Source organism: Acinetobacter sp. CIP 102637, from assembly GCF_000368425.1.
Taxonomy (GTDB): domain Bacteria; phylum Pseudomonadota; class Gammaproteobacteria; order Pseudomonadales; family Moraxellaceae; genus Acinetobacter; species Acinetobacter parvus.
Genome location: NZ_KB849435.1, coordinates 1,620,331 through 1,641,980, shown reverse-complemented (window position 1 = coordinate 1,641,980; position 21,650 = coordinate 1,620,331). Strand labels below are relative to the sequence as shown.

19 protein-coding genes, 4 tRNA genes and 2 pseudogenes are annotated in these 21,650 nt (G+C 42.5%); 23 read left to right on the top strand and 2 right to left on the bottom strand.

Annotated elements, in window-relative coordinates:
• Positions 1-7: 7 nt before the first annotated feature.
• Positions 8-556, bottom strand: coding sequence for an NUDIX hydrolase (locus tag F967_RS10920; protein ID WP_004799872.1), 549 nt, complete (start codon positions 554-556; stop codon positions 8-10).
• Positions 557-685: 129 nt separating this feature from the next.
• On the opposite strand from F967_RS10920, the gene F967_RS10915 reads away from it, so the two are divergent.
• The 7 genes from F967_RS10915 (at position 686) to fghA (ending at position 6,787) form a co-directional block, all read left to right on the top strand.
• Complete coding sequence (locus tag F967_RS10915; protein WP_004675141.1) at positions 686-1,291, top strand: CoA pyrophosphatase; 606 nt, start codon at positions 686-688, stop codon at positions 1,289-1,291.
• 32 nt (positions 1,292-1,323) lie between these two features.
• Complete coding sequence (locus F967_RS10910) at positions 1,324-1,851, top strand: gamma carbonic anhydrase family protein (protein ID WP_171062065.1); 528 nt, start codon at positions 1,324-1,326, stop codon at positions 1,849-1,851.
• Positions 1,852-1,992: 141 nt separating this feature from the next.
• Positions 1,993-2,676 carry a tRNA (adenosine(37)-N6)-threonylcarbamoyltransferase complex dimerization subunit type 1 TsaB gene (gene tsaB / locus F967_RS10905; RefSeq protein ID WP_004799869.1) on the top strand — a complete coding sequence of 228 codons (684 nt, stop codon included), beginning with the start codon at positions 1,993-1,995 and terminating at the stop codon, positions 2,674-2,676.
• 18 nt (positions 2,677-2,694) lie between these two features.
• Positions 2,695-3,516 carry an undecaprenyl-diphosphate phosphatase gene (locus tag F967_RS10900; RefSeq protein WP_004799867.1) on the top strand — a complete coding sequence of 274 codons (822 nt, stop codon included), beginning with the start codon at positions 2,695-2,697 and terminating at the stop codon, positions 3,514-3,516.
• Entirely contained in the window at positions 3,516-4,319 is an 804-nt protein-coding gene (locus tag F967_RS10895; RefSeq protein ID WP_004799865.1) for a class I SAM-dependent methyltransferase, read from the top strand. The genes F967_RS10900 and F967_RS10895 overlap by 1 nt, the downstream gene beginning before the upstream one ends.
• 208 nt (positions 4,320-4,527) lie before the next feature.
• Entirely contained in the window at positions 4,528-5,973 is a 1,446-nt protein-coding gene (locus F967_RS10890) for a C13 family peptidase (protein WP_004769791.1), read from the top strand.
• Positions 5,942-6,787, top strand: a complete 846-nt coding sequence (gene fghA / locus F967_RS10885) for an S-formylglutathione hydrolase (RefSeq protein WP_004799863.1) — start codon at positions 5,942-5,944, stop codon at positions 6,785-6,787. The genes F967_RS10890 and fghA overlap by 32 nt, the downstream gene beginning before the upstream one ends.
• A gap of 11 nt (positions 6,788-6,798) precedes the next feature.
• Here the strand turns inward: fghA and F967_RS14760 are convergent.
• Positions 6,799-6,900 (bottom strand): annotated as a pseudogene (locus F967_RS14760) (hypothetical protein); the annotation flags it as partial.
• Between the two features lie 148 nt (positions 6,901-7,048).
• Here F967_RS14760 and rpe point away from each other — a divergent pair.
• The 16 genes and pseudogenes from rpe to F967_RS10805 all read left to right on the top strand — a co-directional run bounded on the left by rpe (position 7,049) and on the right by F967_RS10805 (position 21,636).
• Entirely contained in the window at positions 7,049-7,735 is a 687-nt protein-coding gene (gene rpe, locus F967_RS10880) for a ribulose-phosphate 3-epimerase (protein ID WP_004799862.1), read from the top strand.
• A 339-nt stretch (positions 7,736-8,074) separates the two neighbouring features.
• Positions 8,075-8,501 (top strand): annotated as a pseudogene (locus F967_RS10875) (hypothetical protein).
• 73 nt (positions 8,502-8,574) lie between these two features.
• Positions 8,575-10,338 carry a copper resistance system multicopper oxidase gene (locus tag F967_RS10870; protein WP_004799860.1) on the top strand — a complete coding sequence of 588 codons (1,764 nt, stop codon included), beginning with the start codon at positions 8,575-8,577 and terminating at the stop codon, positions 10,336-10,338.
• Positions 10,325-11,206, top strand: coding sequence for a copper resistance protein B (locus F967_RS10865; protein ID WP_004799859.1), 882 nt, complete (start codon positions 10,325-10,327; stop codon positions 11,204-11,206). The genes F967_RS10870 and F967_RS10865 overlap by 14 nt, the downstream gene beginning before the upstream one ends.
• An 82-nt stretch (positions 11,207-11,288) precedes the next feature.
• Positions 11,289-11,798, top strand: a complete 510-nt coding sequence (locus F967_RS10860; protein WP_004799858.1) for a hypothetical protein — start codon at positions 11,289-11,291, stop codon at positions 11,796-11,798.
• Between the two features lies 1 nt (position 11,799).
• Positions 11,800-12,345, top strand: a complete 546-nt coding sequence (locus F967_RS10855) for a hypothetical protein (protein WP_004799848.1) — start codon at positions 11,800-11,802, stop codon at positions 12,343-12,345.
• Positions 12,346-12,512: 167 nt separating this feature from the next.
• Positions 12,513-12,830 carry a DMT family transporter gene (locus F967_RS10850; protein WP_004761921.1) on the top strand — a complete coding sequence of 106 codons (318 nt, stop codon included), beginning with the start codon at positions 12,513-12,515 and terminating at the stop codon, positions 12,828-12,830.
• A 63-nt stretch (positions 12,831-12,893) separates the two neighbouring features.
• Positions 12,894-13,382 (top strand): methylated-DNA--[protein]-cysteine S-methyltransferase, encoded by a 489-nt coding sequence (locus F967_RS10845; protein WP_004761920.1) that lies wholly within the window; start codon positions 12,894-12,896, stop codon positions 13,380-13,382.
• Positions 13,383-13,462: 80 nt separating this feature from the next.
• The gene (gene argJ, locus F967_RS10840) at positions 13,463-14,695 is read left to right on the top strand and encodes a bifunctional glutamate N-acetyltransferase/amino-acid acetyltransferase ArgJ (protein WP_004799844.1); all 1,233 of its coding nucleotides are present in this window, start codon (positions 13,463-13,465) and stop codon (positions 14,693-14,695) included.
• 142 nt (positions 14,696-14,837) lie between these two features.
• Complete coding sequence (gene nadA, locus F967_RS10835; protein ID WP_004799842.1) at positions 14,838-15,902, top strand: quinolinate synthase NadA; 1,065 nt, start codon at positions 14,838-14,840, stop codon at positions 15,900-15,902.
• A 131-nt stretch (positions 15,903-16,033) separates the two neighbouring features.
• Positions 16,034-16,110 (top strand) — tRNA-Pro (locus F967_RS10830).
• Positions 16,111-16,179: 69 nt separating this feature from the next.
• Positions 16,180-16,256, top strand: a tRNA-Arg gene (locus F967_RS10825).
• A 38-nt stretch (positions 16,257-16,294) separates the two neighbouring features.
• Positions 16,295-16,370 (top strand) — tRNA-His (locus F967_RS10820).
• Between the two features lie 4 nt (positions 16,371-16,374).
• Positions 16,375-16,451, top strand: a tRNA-Pro gene (locus tag F967_RS10815).
• 828 nt (positions 16,452-17,279) lie between these two features.
• Positions 17,280-21,005 (top strand): ATP-binding protein, encoded by a 3,726-nt coding sequence (locus F967_RS10810; protein WP_004799841.1) that lies wholly within the window; start codon positions 17,280-17,282, stop codon positions 21,003-21,005.
• The gene (locus F967_RS10805) at positions 20,998-21,636 is read left to right on the top strand and encodes a condensin complex protein MksE (RefSeq protein ID WP_004799840.1); all 639 of its coding nucleotides are present in this window, start codon (positions 20,998-21,000) and stop codon (positions 21,634-21,636) included. Before F967_RS10810 ends, F967_RS10805 begins: the two co-directional genes overlap by 8 nt.
• The last annotated feature ends 14 nt before the right edge of the window (positions 21,637-21,650 follow it).

The window sequence follows — 21,650 nt, the reverse complement described above, 5'->3', positions numbered from 1 at the left end:
TGTCAATTTAACCTGTATGATCTAAACGCGTTCCCAGTGTTTCTAAATGAGATGGAAATAGCCCATTTTTACGATCTGCAAAATAATGTTTTAATGTTTGTTCTACGCTCGGAAAGGCAAGTTCCGTCCATGGAATTTCATGTTCTTCAAATAAGCGACATTCAAGGCTTTCTTCACCAGCACCAAATAATCCCTGTTTTAATTGTGCCTTAAACAAGACATAGATTTGCCCAATACGGGGGATATTGTACATACAGTAAAGCTGTTCAATTTCAACCTCTGCCTCGGCCTCTTCACGGGTTTCACGCGCTGCGCCCTGTTCCATGGTTTCAAACAGCTCCATATAACCAGCGGGTAAGGTCCACAATCCATAGCGGGGTTCAATTGCCCGACGGCAAAGTAATACCTTGTTGTCCCAAAGCGCTAAAGCACCACAGATTACTTTGGGATTTTCATAATGAATATTGCCGCAATTTGTGCAAACCAAACGTAATTTATGATCACCCAGTGGAATTTTTGCCTCAGTTTGATGTCCGCATGCAACACAAAAGCTCATAATTATCATCAGCCGTAGAGATAGCTCAGCATAACTGAATTTTTATCTGTTCGCATCATCATCTATACTGACAACTCAAATTTCAGCTATGATGATTTATCAGGAAAGTAAAAAGAAGAGATGAGTGATATGGAACAGCCGTCGTTAATACAGCTTTTACAACAACGGTTGCGTTTTTCCAAACGAATCCAGCAGGCAGATGCCGCAGTCTTGATTGCAATAACTCAGGAAGTCCAACCGAAAGTCTTGCTGACCCGCCGTTCCATGCAGTTGTCACAACATGCGGGAGAGGTTTCATTTCCAGGTGGCAAGCGTGATCCAAGTGATACCAGCAATATTGTGGTGGCCTTGCGTGAGGCACATGAGGAGACCGCGCTCAATCCATTTGATGTCAAGCTTTTGGGTGACTTACCGATTCAGCGTGCGCGAAGTGGGTTATCGGTTAAGCCAATCGTTGGCTTGATTCCTGCCCAAGTGGAACTGATTGCCCAGCCCACAGAAATAGACCGTATTTTTTTTGTGCCATTACAACAGTTAATAGAAGCGCCGCCTTTACCCTATGAGGTTCGTCTGGCACGTCAATCCATTTATTTTCCAAGTATGCAGGTGGAAAGTGAAATCGTGTGGGGTTTAACGGCGCGTATGCTGGTGTCTTTGTTTCAGTATGGTCTGGGTTATCAAAAAAATTGGCCGTTTCTGGTTAATCCACCGCATTTTGGATTATCCAAGTTTTAAATCGTATTTAATCAAGTCGAGTATTCATCATGATGTATCGCTATCAGGGATTAAGTCCAAAAGCATTGTATGAGCCTTGGGATGGCTGGGTTGCACCAACTGCAACGGTGATTGGTCAGGTTGAGCTGGGCCGTCAGGTCAGCATCTGGTTTGGTGCTGTGGTGCGTGCCGATAATTGTGTGATTCGGATTGGTAATTTTTCCAATATTCAGGAAAATGCGGTGTTGCATACCGATGCAGGCATTGAAATGGACATTGGCGAATATGTAACAGTTGGACATAAGGTGATGTTACATGGCTGTCGCATTGGTGATAATTCATTGATTGGCATGAATGCGGTGATTTTAAATCATGCCGTGATTGGCAAAAATTGTATTATTGGAGCTAATGCCCTTATACCAGAGGGCAAGGTGATTCCAGACAATTCTGTGGTGATGGGTTCGCCTGGCAAAGTGGTGAAAACTCTGGATGAACAGGGAGCTGCCCGTTTACGTTTAAGCGCTTTGCATTATGCAGAACATTATAAGAATTTCCTGAATCTGGAAGAGTTTCATTTTTAATTTTTGATCTAAACTTAACGCTATAAATGCCAGGCAAATGCTTGGCTTTTTTGTATTAAAAAGGAGAACAACTCGCCTAGTCGGTTAGAGTGGAGTATGATACTCGACGTTTTTTCTCTTTCTGGCACTCAGGGTTTTTGCATGAAATTGCTTGCACTGGAAACTGCAAATGAGCAGTGTTCTGTTTCATTGGTGGATGATACCCAAGAACTGTTTTTCCAACTGGATGAACAAACCAAGGCACAAACGCAAACCATTTTGCCCTTAACTGAACAGGCCTTGTTGCAAACTCAAACCCAACTTGCTGATTTAACTACCATTGCCTTTAGTCGCGGCCCAGGTTCGTTTAGTGGGGTACGTATTAATGCCGCAGTTGCACAGGCTTTGGCCTGGTCGCATAACTTGCCTGTGATTCCTGTATCCAGTTTGCAGGCCTTGGCACAGGCAGCCTACCGTTTAATGGGCTTGCAACAGGTTACTGCTGTGCTGGATGCACGTATGCAGGAAGTCTATATTGCTAGCTTTAGTCTGGATCAACATGGCATCATGCAGGCCATAGATGAAGAAAGATTATTAAATTATCAACAGGCAGCTGAATATTGTCAGTTTACCGCGATTGGTTCGGGTTCAGGCTTGATTAAGCCAGAGCAAATAGACTCATCTGAGGCTTGCACGTTGAAGATCATGGCGACTGCACAGGATATTGCAACAATTGCCCGTGTATATGCGAAACAACAACAATGGGTTGATGCTGAACATGCGCTGCCTGTGTATTTGCGTGATGATGCGTGGAAGAAAATTCCAGAACAAGGCAAAGCAAATTAATACGAATTAAGGTTGAGTATGGATCTTTTATTGCTATTGAAAGCGGCGATTATGGGCTTGGTAGAGGGGATTACTGAATTTCTACCCATCTCAAGTACAGGGCATTTAATCTTAGCAGGCCAACTGCTGGATTTCTGGACAGTTGAAAAGCGCGATATGTTCGCGGTTGCTGTGCAGATTGGTGCGATTGCCGCTGTGATCTATGAATATTGGGGCAAGTTGTGGGGGGCTTTGATTGGTGCGTTCACAGGGCAGGAACAGGGCCGCCGTTTAAGCCTTAACCTGATTATTGCTTCAATTCCAATTGTGATCATTGGGTTGAGCTTTGGTGATGTGGTAAAAGCCTATTTATTTAATGCAATTACCGTTGCAATCGCATTGATTGTGGGTGGTTTTATTATTTTATGGGCGGAACGCCGCCCGCATCAAATTGTCACTCAGGAAGTGGATGATCTAAGCTTTAAGCAGGCAACCTTAATTGGTTTGATTCAGTGTCTTGCCTTGATTCCAGGCACTTCCCGTTCTGGTTCAACCATTATTGGTTCATTGTTCCTCGGCGTTTCACGTAAGGCTGCGGCTGAATTTTCATTCTTCCTGGGCATTCCTGTACTGATGGGCGCAGGTCTGCTAGATATGTACAAGATGCGTCATGAGTTGCATAGCAATGATATGGCAGTCTTGGCTGTTGGAATTGTAGTTGCCTTTATTTCAGCGTTGATTGTGATCCGTGCCCTGATTCGTTATGTCTCCAAGCATGATTTTACCGCATTTGCCTACTACCGCATTGTATTTGGACTGTTCATCCTGGCAACTTGGTGGACAGGTTGGGTGCATTGGTAATGCAGATGATCTGTTGGTATCAAGCTGAATATCAACACCAATTTCAGCAACTGCAAACACGTTTGGCTGAATTGCATGTTCAGCTTGATGGGCAAGTGGTTGAGAAAATTAATGCACGTTTTTTACGCCTGAATCCAGACATGGCACTGGTGCTGGATGAGGATGGTTTAAGTCTTGCCGCCAACGGCATGAAAATGCAGCCTGACTGGTGTGCCGAGATTCCGCGATTAAAAAGAGCCAGTTTAAAATCTGAGATGATTGCCAGAGCATGCCAGCTTGGAGAGAAGCCAACACTGGTTGATGCGACCGCAGGTCTGGGACATGACAGTTTGCTGATGGCCTATCTAGGGGCGGATGTCTGTCTGGTTGAACGGCATCCGATCCTGTTTGTGTTGTTGGAATATGCCAAGGCACAGGCTGAACAGGATGCATTTTTACAGACTTTTGTGTCACGGATTCAGTTGGTTTTTGCAGACTCCAATGTATATTTACAGCAATTGGCCCAGCAGAATCAGCAGGTGGATGTGGTGTATCTGGACCCGATGTTTCCACAGCGTGACCAGAACCAGCAGGCGGTAAAAAAGCAGGCGCAGGTTAAGAAACAAATGCAGTTATTGCACCTGTTGTTGCCTGAAGATGGCGAGATGGATTTGGGTGATCAATTACTCGATTTTGCAAGGAAAATTGCCAAACGTGTGGTGGTCAAGCGTCCACGTCATGCCATTTATCTGGCAGATCAAACTCCTGATCATCAATGGCTGGGAGATGCCTGCCGTTTTGATGCATATTTTGCCAAAGTTTAAGTTCAAATCCTCATCGGATTCAGTTGATTGTTTGGCTTGCGTCAATGCACAGTAAAGATTTGTGATATAGTGCAAAAGCATGATTGCTAAAAAATTCTTGTCAAGCTTACACTAGAGCTGAGCATCTCAATTTTTAGAAAAGTGATGCTTGTTTTGAAGAAGTGGATTTTCAGTTTAGTCTTGAAAAGAGAAATACCTAAAGAATTTTATGATAGACCTCAAGCCCTCCATTAATATCTGGCACGATTTTAAAAGTAACCAAATTGCTGGAATGTGGTTGTTTCTGGGGTCACGCCGTTCCCTACAGGTGGTACATCCTTCAATAACCCAACTGATTCTGTGGGGAATTCTGGGTGGATGTACCAACTCGCTTTATGGCTGGCTGGTTGCTGGGCAAATGGGGGACTTTAATCCCCAGGGGTTGATTGGATATGCACTGTGGCCATTTATTGCCTTAATTGTCGGTATTTTCCTTTCCCAGCGCATGAACCAGCCTCGCCTGATGCTGGTGCCTGCATTGCTGTGGTTGGTGCTTGATACCAATATCCTGTTGTTACAATGCTTGATTCAGTATCTTGGATCAAACGGTTACCTGAACTTTATCCCTGACAGTATTTATAATGGTTTTTTACCCCCATTTTTTGTTGGCTTGTTTGTCTGGCAGAGTCTTGCAGTCATCTGGGTTTTTTCCCGTGCATTAAAATGGCCGTGGTGGGAGCGTGTACTGGTGATTGTGGCAACTATTGCCACAATGGTGGTATGGCAATTATCTGTTAAGGACCAGCCAGTCTGGAAAGTGGAGCAAACACCGCCAAGTTTCAGTGAAGAGGCATTTTATGCGCAGGGCCATCTGCTTGAGACGGCACTGGATCAAATACAATATGGCGATATCGCCCAAAGCCACTGGTATTTTATGGGAGTGGCGGGAGATAGTTATGCTGATGTGTTCAAGTCGGAAATTGAACGGATAAAAGAGCAGTTTGATACCCGTTTTGGAACCTTTGGCCGTTCGCTGATGTTGATCAATAACCCTGCCACACGTCTGGAGGTGCCAATTGCCTCTAAAACCAGTATGGAACTGGCTTTGCGCCGTATTGGCCAGCAAATGAACCGTGATAGTGATGTGCTATTCCTGTATATGACTTCACACGGCGAGCGGAATCATTTTGAAATTGAAAATGCGCCGCTAGAGCTTGGGCAGGTTGACCCGAAATGGCTGCGTGAAACACTGGATAAGTCTGGAATTCGCTGGCGTGTGATCGTGATTTCGGCCTGTTATTCGGGCAGCTTTATTCCTGCCTTGCAGTCACCTGAAACATTGATCATTACCGCATCAGCAGCAGATAAAACCTCATTTGGCTGTAATAGTGAGGCCGACTATACCTATTTCGGTCGGGCATTTTTTGATCTGGCAATGCGTGAGCAGTCTTCAATCAAGCAGGCATTTGAGCAGGCCAGACAAACAGTGACCAAATGGGAAACTGCGCAGGGCTTTGAACCATCAGAACCGCAATGGTCAATTGGGCGTAATATGGAATTAATGCTGCCACAACTGGAGCCTTATTTGTTCCCTACACAAAATATGACAACAACAGATACTACAAAAACACAGGATAATAAACATGCAACTACTGCAAAAAAATCTTTGTTTTGAGGGTGAGCAACGGATTTACCAGATTGATTCCCAGCATCTCAAAGGGCTGAGCAAGGTTGGGGTTTATTTGCCACCAGCCGCTTTAGAGGGTAAGCCATGTTCAGCATTATTCTATCTTGCTGGCTTGACCTGTACTGAAGAGACCTTTGCAATCAAGGCACATGCACAACGTATGGCTGCACGTTTAAGCCTGATTTTAATTACACCAGATACCTCACCGCGTGGAGAGGATGTGGCGCAAGGAGATCATTGGGACATTGGGCAGGGTGCAGGTTTCTACATGAATGCGATACAGCAACCGTGGGCTGAACATTATCAAATGGAATCCTATATTGTTGATGAGTTGTATGCGCACATATTGCAGGAGTTTCCAGTGATTGAAAATCAAGTTGGAATCTTTGGTCATTCAATGGGTGGGCATGGTGCATTGACGCTGGCATTTAAATATCCTGAGCAATTTAAGTCGGTTTCAGCCTTTGCGCCCATTTGTGCACCAAGTCTCTGCCCTTGGGGAGAAAAGGCATTTAGCCAATATTTAGGTACTGATCAACAACAGTGGTTAGCACACGATGCGACTGCTTTGGTCCAGCAAAAGGGTGGAGTTTTTGAGGAAATCCTGATTGATCAGGGACTGGATGACCAGTTCTATGCGCAGTTGAATCCTGAGAAATTTAAGCAGGCCTGTCTCGATGCTGGTCAGCCTCTCACCCTACGCCTGCACAAAGGTTATGATCATGGCTATTACTTTATTCAAAGTTTTATTGATGACCACCTACAGTTTCATGCCATTCAGTTAGAAAAGGCATTAAGCTAAATACTGGAAGTTCATATGAGCTTCTTTAAATGATGTTGCCATTCAACTAAAAATTCTTGTTGAGCCATACGGTTTAAATGAGCAAGTACCACCTGCTCCAAATGGGCAACATCTTCCTGCTGGTTTTTAATTGTAAATGAAAATAGTTCTCATGAAACGGGCTGTTGCAAGTTTGCAATGCCAGCAGGCTAACTACAGACGGAAGTGTTATGAATTTGCTATAATTTACCCATCATTTTCTCAGTATTCGTCAGGTTATCCATGTCCAAGCCCTATTTAATTGCACCGTCAATTTTATCTGCTGATTTTGCACGTTTGGGTGAAGAGGTGGAAAAAGTGTTGGCGGCAGGCGCAGATGTTGTGCATTTTGATGTGATGGATAACCACTATGTACCGAACCTGACCTTTGGTGCGGGTATATGCAAGGCACTGAAAAACTATGGTATCAAGGCACCGATTGACGTGCATTTGATGGTTTCGCCTGTGGACCGTATGATTGGCGATTTTCTGGAGGCAGGTGCCGACATTATTACCTTTCACCCAGAAGCATCAGACCATATTGATCGCTCCCTACAATTGATCAAATCGGGTGGAGCAAAAGCTGGCTTGGTATTTAACCCAGCCACGCCGTTACACTATCTGGATTATGTGCTTGATAAAGTCGATCAAATCCTGTTGATGAGTGTAAACCCTGGCTTTGGTGGACAGAAATTCATTCCAATGACTTTGGAAAAATTACGTCAGGCACGTCAGATTATTGATGCCAGTGGTCGTGATATCCGTCTGGAAGTGGATGGTGGTGTTGGCCCTGCCAATATCGGTGAAATTGCAGCAGCGGGTGCGGATATGTTTGTGGCTGGCTCAGCGATTTTTGGTCAACCCGATTATAAAACGGTGATTGATCAGATGCGTGCGGAGTTGGCAAAAGTGAATCAGGTAGAGATTTAAGGTGTGGATAACTTTGTTTATAACTGGGTGGATAACCGTGTTGATAAGCAAGTGGATAAACTGTTGTTAAAATAAACAAAGTGATTTCAGTTGTTTATATTCACAGCAAAATAATGGAAAAAGGACAAATATCTGTCCTTTTTTATGCGCCAACTTATTTATTTTGCTTTATTTTTATCCATTTTTTATTTGTTTGGAAATTAAATGATAAATCAGCAGGTTTCTTTAAACTGAGTCTAAATGATCAGAATTGAAACATGAAGCTGATTGTGTATAAGTATGAAAGAAATTATGCTAAGTACATTGACTTAGTTTGATCATTGAAACAGGGAATCTAACGTGCAACTGCGCCAAAAATACAAACATCTGTGGTTTGTATTCCTGATGATATTCTTCATCGGGGGGAGTGGTGTGGCTGTTGCAGCAGTTCAGGCAATTCAATCTCCTCAAAAATCTTATGCAACCGCTCAAACAATGCCTTGCCATGAGCAACCTATGCTGGATCAACCTCATCATATGTCTGGGTCGCATGTTGATACGACCAGTTTGACAAAATGTCATGATGGAAAAAATGCATAGTGATCAGCATTGTCAGGACTGCAATAGTCCCTCACATTGTCAGGCAGTCAATCTTGCACTTGATCAGCAGGCACCCAGTTTATCCTCCTCACCTTTTTTAGAGCCTGATTCCTATCAACATACCGATTATCAGGCTCGACATCTTGCTGGCTATTGGCAGGAAATTTTACGCCCTCCTAGAACCTGATCTATTAAATTCCGTTGAAATTCCTCTCTTTTAAAGAGGGGCTAGCCGATATTTAACAGATTGGGATTATTTTATGTCTTCAAAATTATATGCTGGCGTTGTTGCCAGTTTGAGCCTATTGCTTGCGCCCAATAGTTGGGCTGCAATTAAGGAATATCACCTGAATATCAATCAGGGCATGGTCAACTTAACAGGGAAACCTGTTAAACGAATGACAGTTAATGGCAAGTTTATTGCTCCGCTTCTGGAGTTTGAAGAGGGTGACGAGGCGGTCATCCATGTGCATAACCAACTCAAGGATCAGGACACCTCCCTGCATTGGCATGGGCTGTTGTTACCTGGATTGATGGATGGTGTACCTGGTTTTAATGGCTTTCAGGGTATTCAGCCAAAGGGTGATTTTACCTATCGTTTCAAGGTGCGCCAAAACGGAACTTACTGGTATCACGCCCATAGTAAAGGGCAGGAACAGGACGGTTTATATGGTCCGCTGGTGATTTATCCAAAAGGAAAACAGCCTGTTGCCACACATGAAAAAGCTGAACGTGATTATGTGGTGATGCTGTCGGATTTTCATGAATCCGATAGTGCCCAGATCATGGCAAACCTGAAAAAGTCCGCCGAGTATTATCAGAATCAGCGTGAAACAGTAGGCGATGTCTGGAAACAGGTCAAACAGCAAGGTTTAAAGGCAAGCTGGCAAGACCGTGCAATGTGGAACCAGATGCAGATGCTTAAAACCGATTTGTCTGATGTTACGGGTTATACATTTTTAGTCAATGGTCAGACACCAGAGCAGAACTGGACAGGTACATTTAAAACGGGTGAGAAAGTCCGCCTGCGTTTTATCAATGCTTCAGCCATGTCCTTTTTTGATGTACGTATTCCAGATTTAAAAATGACGGTGCTGAGTGCTGATGGTCAGCCTGTGCAGCCTGTACCAGTGGATGAATTTCGGATTGGTGCGGCAGAAACCTATGATGTGATAGTGGAGCCAATGCAGGCATATTATCAAGTTCAGGCAGAGTCCATAGACCGTGCTGGTTTTGCGATTGCATCACTGCAAAACGAAATGTTTCCAAAACAGCAAAAGCTTGAAATACCGAAAGCCCGTCCGCGTGCACTATTGACCATGGATGATATGGGACATGGGCAAATGGATATGGGCAAAATGGATCATGGCTCGCATCAGCAAATGAACATGGAACATCATTCACATGACCAGATGCAGATGTCAGCATCAGCAATGTCTGAGCATAGCCAGCATCAAACGATGGCATCTTCTGAAAAAGATCAGCCTGATACCGTACAGGGTTGGGCCAATGCCTCCACACCAGCAGGGCATAAGGCGTTGCAGTATGCTGACCTAAAATCATTAACGCCCCAACTTGATACCCGTGCTGCTGAAAGAGAGTTGGTGATCCGTTTAGGGGGCACCATGGAGCGCTATATCTGGACGATTGATGGCAAGAAGTTCAGTGACAAGGACTTTGAACCCTTAAAGGTGCGCTTTGGTGAACGTATCCGCCTGAAATTTATCAATGACAGCATGATGGCGCACCCGATGCATCTGCATGGCATGTTTATGCAACTGGAAAATGGCCAGTCTGCACATGACATGCCCAACAAGCACACGGTGATTGTACCACCAGGCAAAACAGTGACTGCGATGCTGACTGCAGATGAGGTGGGTGAATGGGCAATTCATTGCCACCTGCTATACCACATGAGTGCAGGCATGATGAGCAAGCTGATCGTGGCAAATGTTGATGACACAAAAACGCCGATGCAAACGCCTGTTCAGTCTTCTCAAGGAGAAAGCCATGTACATCATTAAGCCAACTCCTGAAATGAAACGCCATGTACCCTTATTGCTGATGGGTGGAATGATGTGCTGCCTGAGTGCCGTGACTTATGCAGATGAAGAACATAATCACATGACAGATGAACAACCCGTTATGCAAATGGATGCATCATCAGCGATGCAGCATCAGCAACATCAAAGTGTTCCTGTAAGGGCAGAGCTTGACCATACACCGCATAATCATCACCGTGAACATGGTGGGCAGATGTATCAGGCCACCAGTCTGGAGAATGCGTGGACAGTGGATGATCATGGTCAGGGCAGTGCCAGCAGTAAACTGAAAACTTGGATAGGCACAGATGAAAACAAGATTTTCATCAAGGCGCATGTGGAAAAGGCAGAATCCCAGCAGACAAAAACCGATGCAATGGCTTTATATAGCCGTAGTATTGCTGACTTTTGGGATGTACAGGTGGGTGCTCGCCATCAATATCAACCTGAACAGCAACAGGATAAAAGCCAGTGGAGCGCCGTAGTCGGCGTACATGGTTTGGCCCCCTATTTCTTTGAAACCGAAGCCTATCTCTATGCAGGACACGATCAACGCTGGCAGTTCAGTCTGGAAACCAGCCGTGATGTGCTGTTTACCCAGAAATGGATTGCACAGCCTTATTTCAATGCGGATCTGGTTTTAAATGATCAATCAAAATATGCACAAAAATCAGGTGTGTCCAAACTGCAAACAGGCGCGCAGATTCGCTATGAAATCAATAAAAAAGTCATGCCATTTGTTGACCTTGCCTATGCCTATCATAAAGGTAAAAAGCAAACTCCATGGCAAATGGCTTCAGGGCATGAGCAAGGCATGCTATATGCTGTGGGGCTTACTTTAAAGTTCTGATACTCTGTCTAAAATTTCACTTCGCTGAGATACTGTTGGTTTATACTGGCAGTATCTTTTTTGAGTCATTCATGGTGCATAAATGGCTTTAGAACAACAAAAGCAGCAAATAGCACAACATGCAAATCAAGGGACGCATTCAGGCGAAAAGTCTCAGGCTTCTTTCCAGTCTCAAGCAGGATTTATTACAGCAAATGGCAGCATGAATGTCAGTTTTTACTATATTCCCCATATGAGCAGTGTTGTGGAAGCAACACGTGTACGCAAGGCATTAGTTCCATTTGTGGATTTATTGGTTGAGCATAGTATTGACCTGGATGCACGTCATTTAACCCTCTACCATCATCTACCGATTGATGAGGTTACTGCCGCCTTGCAACGTCTGAGTCTGGGGGCTGAACTACAACAAACCATGTCACATTATGAGCCTGTGGAAATCAGTACATTTAATAAGCAGGAAAAGACAGATTCATCTAGTCAGAACAAGACCTTTACAGAAAACCAGCTCAATCCTATTCAGCAATTTTTGTATGCCGCTTTAGAAAAACTTAGGCAATGGATCAAGGTATTACAAGGTAAAAAGGATCAATAATATGCCAAGATGGATGTATGGCTTGCTGGGACTGGCTTTGGCATGGCTGGTCTGGACCAATCTGCTTAAACCCGCTCCAAATGTGAGTCAAATTACGACCCAGCAAGGTGTACAGGTGATGGCACTGGAAAACTATGAGGGTTCATTTCGTGTATTGGGACGGGAAGACTACAATCTAGGCCGTGAAGCAGAATTTTCCCCTATGGACATTGCTGTAGGTTGGGGGAAAATGGCAAATCCACAGGTGTATAAGCAAATTGACATTTCCCAGAGTAACCGTTGGTATCACTGGCGTATTGATCATGAACCACCGATTTCGTTTAGGGAAATTGAAACACACAGTGCCAACATGCATTTGGTTCCAGCAGATGCCTATGTCGCATCGCAAATGAAGAAAATTAAAAAGGATGATCTGGTCTACCTCAAGGGTGCATTAATCGAAATTCAGGCACCCGATGGATGGCGCTGGAAAAGTTCCTTGTCCCGTGAGGATACAGGTAATGGTGCCTGTGAATTGATGCGTGTGGACAGCATCATTTGGCAATAGAATATATAGAATAACAGTCTATGCTTTTCAAAAGCTTAGGTAATATAGATATATAAAAATTCACATAACTGCCCATTTTAAAGTAAACTCCTGAAGCTGGGAGGACGACCTCTCCGTAAAGGAATCACGTTGGGACGACCCAACCATTAAACAAGATGAATGTAAAAATGGCATGGGCAATTTTAATTCTGGCAGGCATTTTTGAAATCATTTGGGCATACTCAATGAAAATGTCTGAGGGCTTCACCCGTCTCACCCCAAGTGTGGTCACGATTGTTTTTATGATTTTAAGTGTGGTTTTGCTCTCCATATCAATGCGTACACTTCCTTTGGGAACAGCCTATACCGTATGGACAGGCATTGGCGCGATGGGTTCCTTTATTTTGGGCATTATGGTGCTGAATGAACCCATGACCGCAATGCGTATGATCGCAGCCGTCTTGATTGTGTCGGGTTTGGTGTTGATGAAGCTTTCATCGAATTAGGAAAAATTCCCCCTCTTTATCAAAGAGGGGGCTACGATTGAAGTAGCGTAAAGGAGATTTTTGATGCAACTGGTTTATATGTATATGGAATCTCCTGTAGGCGCATTAAAACTGGTTGCTCATGATCAGGCTTTGGTTGCCGTGATGTGGGACAATGAAGACCATAAACGGGTACGCTTGGCGGAACTGATTGAGAATATCCAGCATCCGATGCTGCTAAAAGTGAAACAACAACTAGAACAATACTTTGCAGGACAACGCCAGCAGTTTAATCTGCCACTGGATTTTCAGGGCACGGATTTTCAGCAACAGGTATGGCGAGCTTTATTGACCATTCCTTACGGAGAAACACGCAGTTATAAAGATATTGCGCTCCAGATTGGCAATGAAAAGGCAGTGCGTGCCGTCGGTGCTGCCAATGGTAGAAATCCAATTTCAATTATTGCACCATGCCATCGCGTGATTGGTTCTGGTGGGGCTTTGGTGGGTTTTGCAGGTGGTCTGGATAAGAAGCAGATTTTATTGAGTTTGGAACAGGGTCAAATTCAATAATCTATATGGCTAACACTCGATTTTAATGGCCTTTTGGAATAAGCTTAAGCCTTTCATAACAAGTTGAATGGAAGTTTAAAATGGCTGTTGGTGACGTAACGATGCCACTCATGCATGTGGTGCAGGGTGTGAAAATTGGCTCAACTGAGGCGTATATACGTTATCCAAACCGACGCGATCTGGTCATTTTTGAATTTGCTGAGGGTTCAAATGTTGCGGGTGTGTTCACCCAAAGCGCATTTGCCGCTGCACCTGTTCTACTCAGTAAAAAACATCTGGCTGAAAGTACTTCACAACAGCAGCCACGCTATCTGATTATTAATACAGGCAATGCCAATGCCGCCACAGGTAAAATCGGTTATAAAAATGCGGAGGCAACCTGTGCCCAACTGGCTGAACTGACAGGTGTGCAAAACAGTCAAATCCTGCCATTTTCAACAGGTGTAATTGGTGAGCAACTTCCAATCGAACGTTTGCTGCAAGGCATTCAGCCTGCATTGAATGACTTAAATGCGGATCGTTGGGCTGATGCTGCATCAGGTATTATGACCACAGACACTACACCAAAAGGTGCATCTGAACAGTTTGAGCTGGATGGTGTGACCTATACCATGACAGGGATTAGTAAAGGTGCAGGCATGATTCGCCCGAACATGGCGACCATGTTGAGTTTTGTGGCAACGGATGCGCCGATTAGCCGTGAATTGGTGCAAAGCCTACTTCAAACCACAGTTGAACATTCATTTAACCGCATTACCATTGATGGTGATACCTCCACCAATGACTCCTGTATTTTTGTCGCCACAGGTCTGGCAGGCGGCGCAGAAATTACCTCTCAGGATGATCCACGTTACCAACAGGTGCTGGATGTGCTTGCCCGTATTATGAATCGTCTGGCGCAGTTGATTGTGCGTGATGGTGAGGGTGCGACCAAGTTCATTACCGTTCAGGTTGAAGGTGGGGCAAATACTCAGGAATGTTGTGATGTTGCCTATAGTGTGGCTGAGTCACCATTGATCAAAACCGCATTATTTGCCTCCGATCCAAACTGGGGCCGTATTGTGATGGCGATTGGCAAGGCAGGTGTACCGAATCTGGACAGCAGCAAGGTACAGGTCTGGCTGGGTGATGTACAAATCTGCTTAGATGGTGGTGCCAACCCTGACTATACTGAAGAGGCGGGTGCAGCGGTAATGGCTGAGAAAGAAATTACCATCCGTATAGACCTTGGTCGTGGTACAGCCAAAGACACCGTGTATACCTGTGATTTTTCTTACGACTATGTAAAAATTAATGCCGATTATCGCTCGTAAATATGCGGTATAATAAAGCTCCACAGTGGGGCTTTTTTTATATCATCCATTTGTGGACAATATGCTTGATCCTGAAAGATCAGCATAGACCCACGTTATAAGTTTGCAGTAATGCAGGCGCGCAGGATAGAGAAGACGTTTTATGAATGATACGAATTTAATTGCGAACGAAGCCAAAAATATTGTGCAGGCGCATTTAGATCGTTTGGGTGAACCAAAAGACAACAGTCTTAGCCCAGAAGTGAAACAACAGAAGTTTGCCCAGATTGCAGCGGAACTGAAAAAACGCAATGCTGTGCTGGTGGCGCACTATTACTGTGATCCTGATGTGCAGGAGCTTGCGGAACTGACGGGTGGCTGTGTTTCCGACTCACTGGAAATGGCACGTTTTGGCCGTGACCATCCTGCAACGACACTGGTGGTGGCGGGCGTAAAGTTTATGGGCGAAACCTCTAAAATTTTATCACCAGAAAAAACAGTGTTGATGCCAACTTTAGAAGCAACTTGTTCACTTGATTTGGGTTGTCCTGTAGATGAGTTTTCAGCGTTCTGTGATCAGCATCCTGACCATACCGTGGTGGTGTATGCCAATACCTCGGCGGCTGTAAAAGCACGTGCCGATTGGGTGGTGACTTCAAGCTGCGCGGTTGAGATCATTGAGCATTTAGATAGCTTGGGCGAAAAAATTATTTGGGCACCTGATCAACATTTAGGTCGCTATATTCAAAAGAAAACAGGCGCTGAAATGTTGTTGTGGGATGGTGCATGTATCGTGCATGAAGAATTCCGTGCCCGTGGTATTGCGCAAATGAAAGCGCTCTATCCAGATGCAGCGGTATTGGTTCATCCTGAATCACCTGAATCGGTGGTGGAAATTGCCGATGCTGTTGGGAGTACCTCGCAATTGATCAAGGCTGCGCAGACACTTCCACATAAACAAATGATCGTGGCAACTGACCGTGGCATTTTCTATAAAATGCAGCAGGCCGCACCTGATAAGGAATTATTTGAAGCACCGACCGCAGGCGAGGGTGCAACCTGCCGTTCATGTGCACATTGTCCGTGGATGGCAATGAACGAACTGGATGGGATTTTGCATGTGTTACAGCATGGTGATCAGGAAATACACGTTGATCCAGCCCTGGCTGAACGTGCCAAATTACCTTTAGATCGAATGTTGAACTTTAGCGCTTCGCTAAAGCGTTAAAATGCTTGTTAAATATACATTTGATAAGGAAAAATCATTTTTTTTTAAAACTAGGTGTTGACGTGATGCAACGTCAAGCCTAGAATGCACACCGTACCGCACGATGTGCGATACAATAAAAGCTGAGAAATCGGAGCATAGCACAGCCTGGTAGTGCACCTGGTTTGGGACCAGGGGGTCGTAGGTTCGAATCCTACTGCTCCGACCATTTAAAAGATGTTGAAAAACATTATTTTAATATCGGCGAAGTATCGCTTGATAATATTATCATCGTTATGCGCCTGTAGCTCAGTTGGATAGAGCATCCGCCTTCTAAGCGGATGGTCACAGGTTCGAATCCTGTCAGGCGCGCCATTTGGCAGCTTGGTATATAGAATCAAAAATATGTTATGGTGGATGTAGCTCAGTTGGTAGAGCCCTGGATTGTGATTCCAGTTGTCGCGGGTTCGAATCCCGTCATTCACCCCACATTCGGAGCATAGCACAGCCTGGTAGTGCACCTGGTTTGGGACCAGGGGGTCGTAGGTTCGAATCCTACTGCTCCGACCATCATCCTAGAGATGAGATAAAATACCGCTAATAAAGCGGTTTTTTTACGTCTGAATTTTATTATAGCTGAATACGTAATTTATCATTACACCTAAAACCATAGGAAATCAGGTTTTACAGATGTTTCCATGTACTAATATTTTTAGAATTTAGCTATACATCGCAGAGCATGACAAGTTTGGTGTAATGGAAAGTTTGGGAGAGGTGTCGTGAAGTTTGAGTTTATGAGCTATTCGGTAATTGCCATGAGGCTTCAAGCAAATTAAGAAAAATGGCAGAAAACTCAATAGGAATTGATGGTGATATTTTGCTTGAATCCGACCAAAATTAAAAAATAGGCATGGGGTTCAGTGGACGCTTACAATGCACTTGTGTTTATTAAACAAGAAAACCGCCACTAATGGCGGTTTTCTTATCAATGACAATTTATGTGGTGTTCAACACACTACGTCACGCGACACATATGCTGTCATTTTCCATTCCAGAAATTCAAAAACTTAGCGATTCTTGCGACGCATAATGACAATTTCAGCGACACAACTATTGTCATTTTCAGAGTTTTACGACACATAAGCTGTCATTTTATAAAAAGCTGTTTTTTCATAAGTAACTTAGGAAGCGTTTCAGTTTAATGCTAAAAGATGATCGCTATATATCGTTAGTATATGTTCGTAAACAGGATGGATACTATAGTAGGGAGATAACACCCTGATTAACCATCAATTAACACGACGTGCTATGTCGCGTTAATTGATGGTTAATAGTCATATATCTAATTATTTCTGATAATGTTTAGAATGACGATAACTTAGCTAAACGGATATTTGTATGCAGAGCAATATCAATAATTATGGCTTAAAAAACATTGTGTTGCATAACTCTTACATCAGAAATAAGCGTTCATTGGTTAAGTGTGATGGTCACACAAACATTACCGGTGCTAATGGTGCTGGTAAAACCTCACTGCTGCACCTAATTCCAATCTTTAACGGAGCAAAACCAAATCAAATGGTCAGCAGGAGTGCTGGCAAAAGTAATTTTTTGGATTATTACTTACCTAATTATCAAAGCATGATTGTGTTTGAGTATTTGCGTAAATCAGGTCTGTGTTGTGTTGTTATGTATAGACATAGTAGTGAGAAGCATTGTTATCGCATTGTGCAGGGAGGATTAGACGAAACTTTATTTTCCGAAAAATATAATGTTTTGTTTACTGCGGGTGCTGATGCATCAACAATTTTGAATACGATTAGAGCTGATGGAATTAAAGTCAGTAATCAATTCGATAATAGTTTGGATTACGCTGCAATCTTGCATAATGATAAAGAGCGTCTGCGAAGGGACCGAAGCTTACGAGTCGCTGCTGCTGACTTTTCGATTTGTGATACGAAACATGAGTTAAAGTTTCTTGGCGAGTTTTCTCGTGTTCCAGTTAATAAGGGGCAGTTGATCTCCAGTTTTAAGAATATGCTTGTCGAATCCTTTTTAAGTGATGATGTTTCAATAACGAAAAAACCAGAACATGAAAAAAATATAACAATTATTCGTGATATTAGGAGTTTAAATGCATTCAACAAAGAAAAAGTAAAGCTAGAAGATGGCATAAAACAGCAGCATGTTATTAGAACAACTTTAAGTGATTTGGCCACGGCTCGAGCTCAATCACAACAAATGCAAGTTCAATTCGCTGAAGAATGTTCTGATAAAGAACAACAAATCACAGTCATCAAGCAGAGGGCAGATGAAGAATCTCAACAATTGTTGCAGGAGAAAAATAGGATTAGTTCAATGACCGCCGATTTAAGTGGTAAGTTAACTAGTTGCTCGAGAAATTTAATTTTACTTGAAGAACAACAACATGAATATCAACGGATCAATATTCTCCAAAAAATAACCGAATATGACTCACTGCAAGTATACGAACAAGAGTTGAGAGAGGCCAAAACACATTTACAGCACTTGCAGGAGTCGCATCAACAAATTATCAATAACTTTGAAAGTAACAAAAGTACAGTGCTTCAGAATAGCATCACTTCGATAAAAGCTATTCGTCTTAAAGTTGATGATTTGAAGGACAAAAAGGAGGAGGTAATTCGTCAACGCGATGCTGCACTTGATGAGCGCCGCGACTTAAATGCTGGAGAGTTAAAGAAGTTAGAAAATGTGCAAGAATTGGCACTGGAAACAGTTTTAGAACGAAAAAATAAACTCTTCGATGAGATTGAGTCTAATCAGAAGTCAACTGATGAAGAAGCCCAGCAAATTACCAATTCTCAAATGTTAGCGCAGCAACGTTCAATTGAATATTTGGAACAACAATCCAAACATCAGAAATTAACTGAGCAAGTTGAAGCAATAGGAAGAGCTGTGACTTCGACACATAAGGACTTTGAAATTGCTGAACGGGTTTATAAACAACATGAAACTAAAGTAGAGGAATTACGTAAAGAAATTAATTCTGAGAACACTTTAATTAGCTTCCTACGAGACAGTGGAGATCAGAACTGGAAACATACTATTGCAAAGGTTATTTCGCCTGAATTATTGGCGCGTAAAGATCTAAAACCCGAGTGGGTGATAAATGGTTTAAATGATTCTTTTTATGGTCTAAATCTGGATACTAGCTTACTTCCTATTCCTCAACAGGCTGAGTCAATTGATGAGTTGAAGATACGTTTAAATCGTCAGATCGAAATCACCCAAATTGCTAAGAAAACTAGAGATGATAGTGAAGCTACTGCTAAAGCCAGATATAAGGAAAAGACTGCTCTAGATACAGCGTTGACAGAGGCTAGTACTGAATTACAACGTAGGAAAAGTCGTGTTGATGAGGCTGAACAAGCAGTTAAAAATTTACAGGAATCTATATTCAGTCAATGCACATTAAGAAGTAGTGAATCGCGCAAAGCACTAAAACAAGAAAATGAAAATGAAAAGCTGATGCGTAACGACCATAAAAATGCAAAAGTAGAACTAGAGTTGAGCCATAAGAAACAATTGGAGCATTTAAAAGTATCTTTTGACAATCTGAATATGGCCAATGACAATAATCTAGCTATCCTCCAAACTCAAATCATCAGTATAGAGATGAATAAAGAACAACAAATTAAAGAATTGGAACAAGCTAAAAAACGTGCATTGAAAACTGAATCAGCAGATACAGATGCTATTCAGAATGCCGAAAATAGGCAAATTGCTGCGCATAAAAAAGTCGATTTAGTAATGTCATATGCCGCTAAAATTACTGAATATAAAAAGTGGTTGGAAACTGAGTTTTCTCAAAAAAATGACCTAGAAGCTAATAAATTTGAATTTGAAACTGAATTAAAGCGTCTGGTTATTCGGGTGGGTGCAATTGAACAGAAACTTAAGGACATAGAAGAAAAGGCTGGCTTAGAAATTACCACAATCAATAATAAGCTTGTTCAAATAGATACTAACCAGAAAAAACTGTCGAATTTGGTTAAATTAATCTCCGAGAAACTGGATGATTTTCCAGAATTTAAAGCGATACATGACAACCTACCTTTAGATTTTGAATGGTTTATTGATAACACTCATGAAAAGTTGGATGGTTTTAAGCTGCAATTGAAAGCGCTCAAAGATGCTTATTATGCTGTATTGAAAGCATTAAAAGCGGCCACAGGTAGTGAACTTGAACAACAGTGGCTAAATCGAATGTCGAAATATGCTTTTAGAGTAGACAGTGCTCCGTATTATCTGAGTGCAATGAGTGAAGTTGAGGAAATGTACCATTATGATATTCCTCAGAAAGTAGAAGTAGTCATCCATGTATTTGAAGTGATCTCAAATTCCTTTGTCAGTTATTATCAGTCTTTACGCCAGTTTAAAAATAAGGTGGAAACAGTATCGCATGAGCTAAGCAATCAAATTAACGGTACTAACCCATTTACTTTTTTGGACGAAATTAACATTAAACTGGAACCAAAGATTGATAGATGTGGTTTTAACAGCGATTTAAAACAATTTGTGATGGAGTGGGAACCGTTAGCAGATAACTTTAATGCTCTGCCAGATGACTCACTGCTTGATTCGTTTGATAGGGCGTTACGTGTGTTAGATAGTTCCAAGTCCATAACGAATGATATTGGCTCTTTGGTTGAGTTAAATATTAACTTCACTGAAAATGATCGATATGTTGAGGTAAGAAATGATAATGACTTTGAAAACTCTAGTAGTACGGGCATCTCACGTTTAGCTATTTTGGTGATTTTTACTGCCTTAGCAAGAAAGTTATGTCCTGATCCAGATGTTATTATTCATTTACCAATCGATGAGTTGGGTCAGATTGACACGGTAAATTGCAGTAAATTGCTAGATTTCATGCGTGAGCGAAACATTAATTTGGTTTGCGCTCAACCCCAAATGGGCGATATTTTAGGGAAATATTTCACTTGTAAGAATGACATAGATAAAAAAATGGGTGTCCGACACTACATTGCTAGGTCAATTGTTCAAGATAATCCATTATTAAATCTGCATCAATCTAGCAATAAAATTAATACTCAAATCATGGAGGTCGCTGATGAATAACGAAGCTTTTTCCGAGATTGTTCACCTACTCATTAGTGGTGAAGTTATAGATAACCTTTGCTTTACGCTACATTATCAACGGCTGCTGGATAATGTCTTTTTTGATGAGATGAATGATTTTCTGCACAGGATTGACCGTAAATGCGTAAAAACTCATGATGGATATGGGTTTTATGCAGTATATCTGAATGTCCAACAGCGTAAGGTTCAAGATAGCATTGAGTCACATTTTAATGCTTTTGTCAGCAAAATTGAACCACTTGTAGAATGGGTACGCTTATGCCGCTCTCTGCACTCAGAAAGTAAACCTCTTGCTTATAACGATATTATAACTAAAGGCCATTTACTCTCAGCGATTGAGCAATCAGAGTATCTGCAAAGTCGTTTGAAAGAAATTATTAAAAAACTAGGACGTTCCAATACCGCTAGTTCATCTCAAGAGCACTTGGAGAGCGTGCTGAAATATCTTACCGCTGAAAATTATTTATTCAATACTGGTAGTGACACTGGTTCAGTTTATGTCGCTACGGCTAAATGGTCTTTGTTCTATGAACAGTTAGAGTATATTGCTGCATGTGAACAAATTAAGTCAGACTCAGATAGTCAACTAAAGCAAGATGCTCTTTTGTAATACAGGATTGAATT

Excerpts from the sequence above, each read along its gene's own strand:
- F967_RS10920 (WP_004799872.1), bottom strand. The coding sequence starts at position 556 with ATGAGCTTTTGTGTTGCATGCGGACATCAAACTGAGGCAAAAATTCCA.
- F967_RS10915 (WP_004675141.1), top strand. The coding sequence starts at position 686 with ATGGAACAGCCGTCGTTAATACAGCTTTTACAACAACGGTTGCGTTTT.
- F967_RS10910 (WP_171062065.1), top strand. The coding sequence starts at position 1,324 with ATGTATCGCTATCAGGGATTAAGTCCAAAAGCATTGTATGAGCCTTGG.
- tsaB (WP_004799869.1), top strand. The coding sequence starts at position 1,993 with ATGAAATTGCTTGCACTGGAAACTGCAAATGAGCAGTGTTCTGTTTCA.
- F967_RS10900 (WP_004799867.1), top strand. The coding sequence starts at position 2,695 with ATGGATCTTTTATTGCTATTGAAAGCGGCGATTATGGGCTTGGTAGAG.
- F967_RS10895 (WP_004799865.1), top strand. The coding sequence starts at position 3,516 with ATGCAGATGATCTGTTGGTATCAAGCTGAATATCAACACCAATTTCAG.
- F967_RS10890 (WP_004769791.1), top strand. The coding sequence starts at position 4,528 with ATGATAGACCTCAAGCCCTCCATTAATATCTGGCACGATTTTAAAAGT.
- fghA (WP_004799863.1), top strand. The coding sequence starts at position 5,942 with ATGCAACTACTGCAAAAAAATCTTTGTTTTGAGGGTGAGCAACGGATT.
- rpe (WP_004799862.1), top strand. The coding sequence starts at position 7,049 with ATGTCCAAGCCCTATTTAATTGCACCGTCAATTTTATCTGCTGATTTT.
- F967_RS10870 (WP_004799860.1), top strand. The coding sequence starts at position 8,575 with ATGTCTTCAAAATTATATGCTGGCGTTGTTGCCAGTTTGAGCCTATTG.
- F967_RS10865 (WP_004799859.1), top strand. The coding sequence starts at position 10,325 with ATGTACATCATTAAGCCAACTCCTGAAATGAAACGCCATGTACCCTTA.
- F967_RS10860 (WP_004799858.1), top strand. The coding sequence starts at position 11,289 with ATGGCTTTAGAACAACAAAAGCAGCAAATAGCACAACATGCAAATCAA.
- F967_RS10855 (WP_004799848.1), top strand. The coding sequence starts at position 11,800 with ATGCCAAGATGGATGTATGGCTTGCTGGGACTGGCTTTGGCATGGCTG.
- F967_RS10850 (WP_004761921.1), top strand. The coding sequence starts at position 12,513 with ATGGCATGGGCAATTTTAATTCTGGCAGGCATTTTTGAAATCATTTGG.
- F967_RS10845 (WP_004761920.1), top strand. The coding sequence starts at position 12,894 with ATGCAACTGGTTTATATGTATATGGAATCTCCTGTAGGCGCATTAAAA.
- argJ (WP_004799844.1), top strand. The coding sequence starts at position 13,463 with ATGGCTGTTGGTGACGTAACGATGCCACTCATGCATGTGGTGCAGGGT.
- nadA (WP_004799842.1), top strand. The coding sequence starts at position 14,838 with ATGAATGATACGAATTTAATTGCGAACGAAGCCAAAAATATTGTGCAG.
- F967_RS10810 (WP_004799841.1), top strand. The coding sequence starts at position 17,280 with ATGCAGAGCAATATCAATAATTATGGCTTAAAAAACATTGTGTTGCAT.
- F967_RS10805 (WP_004799840.1), top strand. The coding sequence starts at position 20,998 with ATGAATAACGAAGCTTTTTCCGAGATTGTTCACCTACTCATTAGTGGT.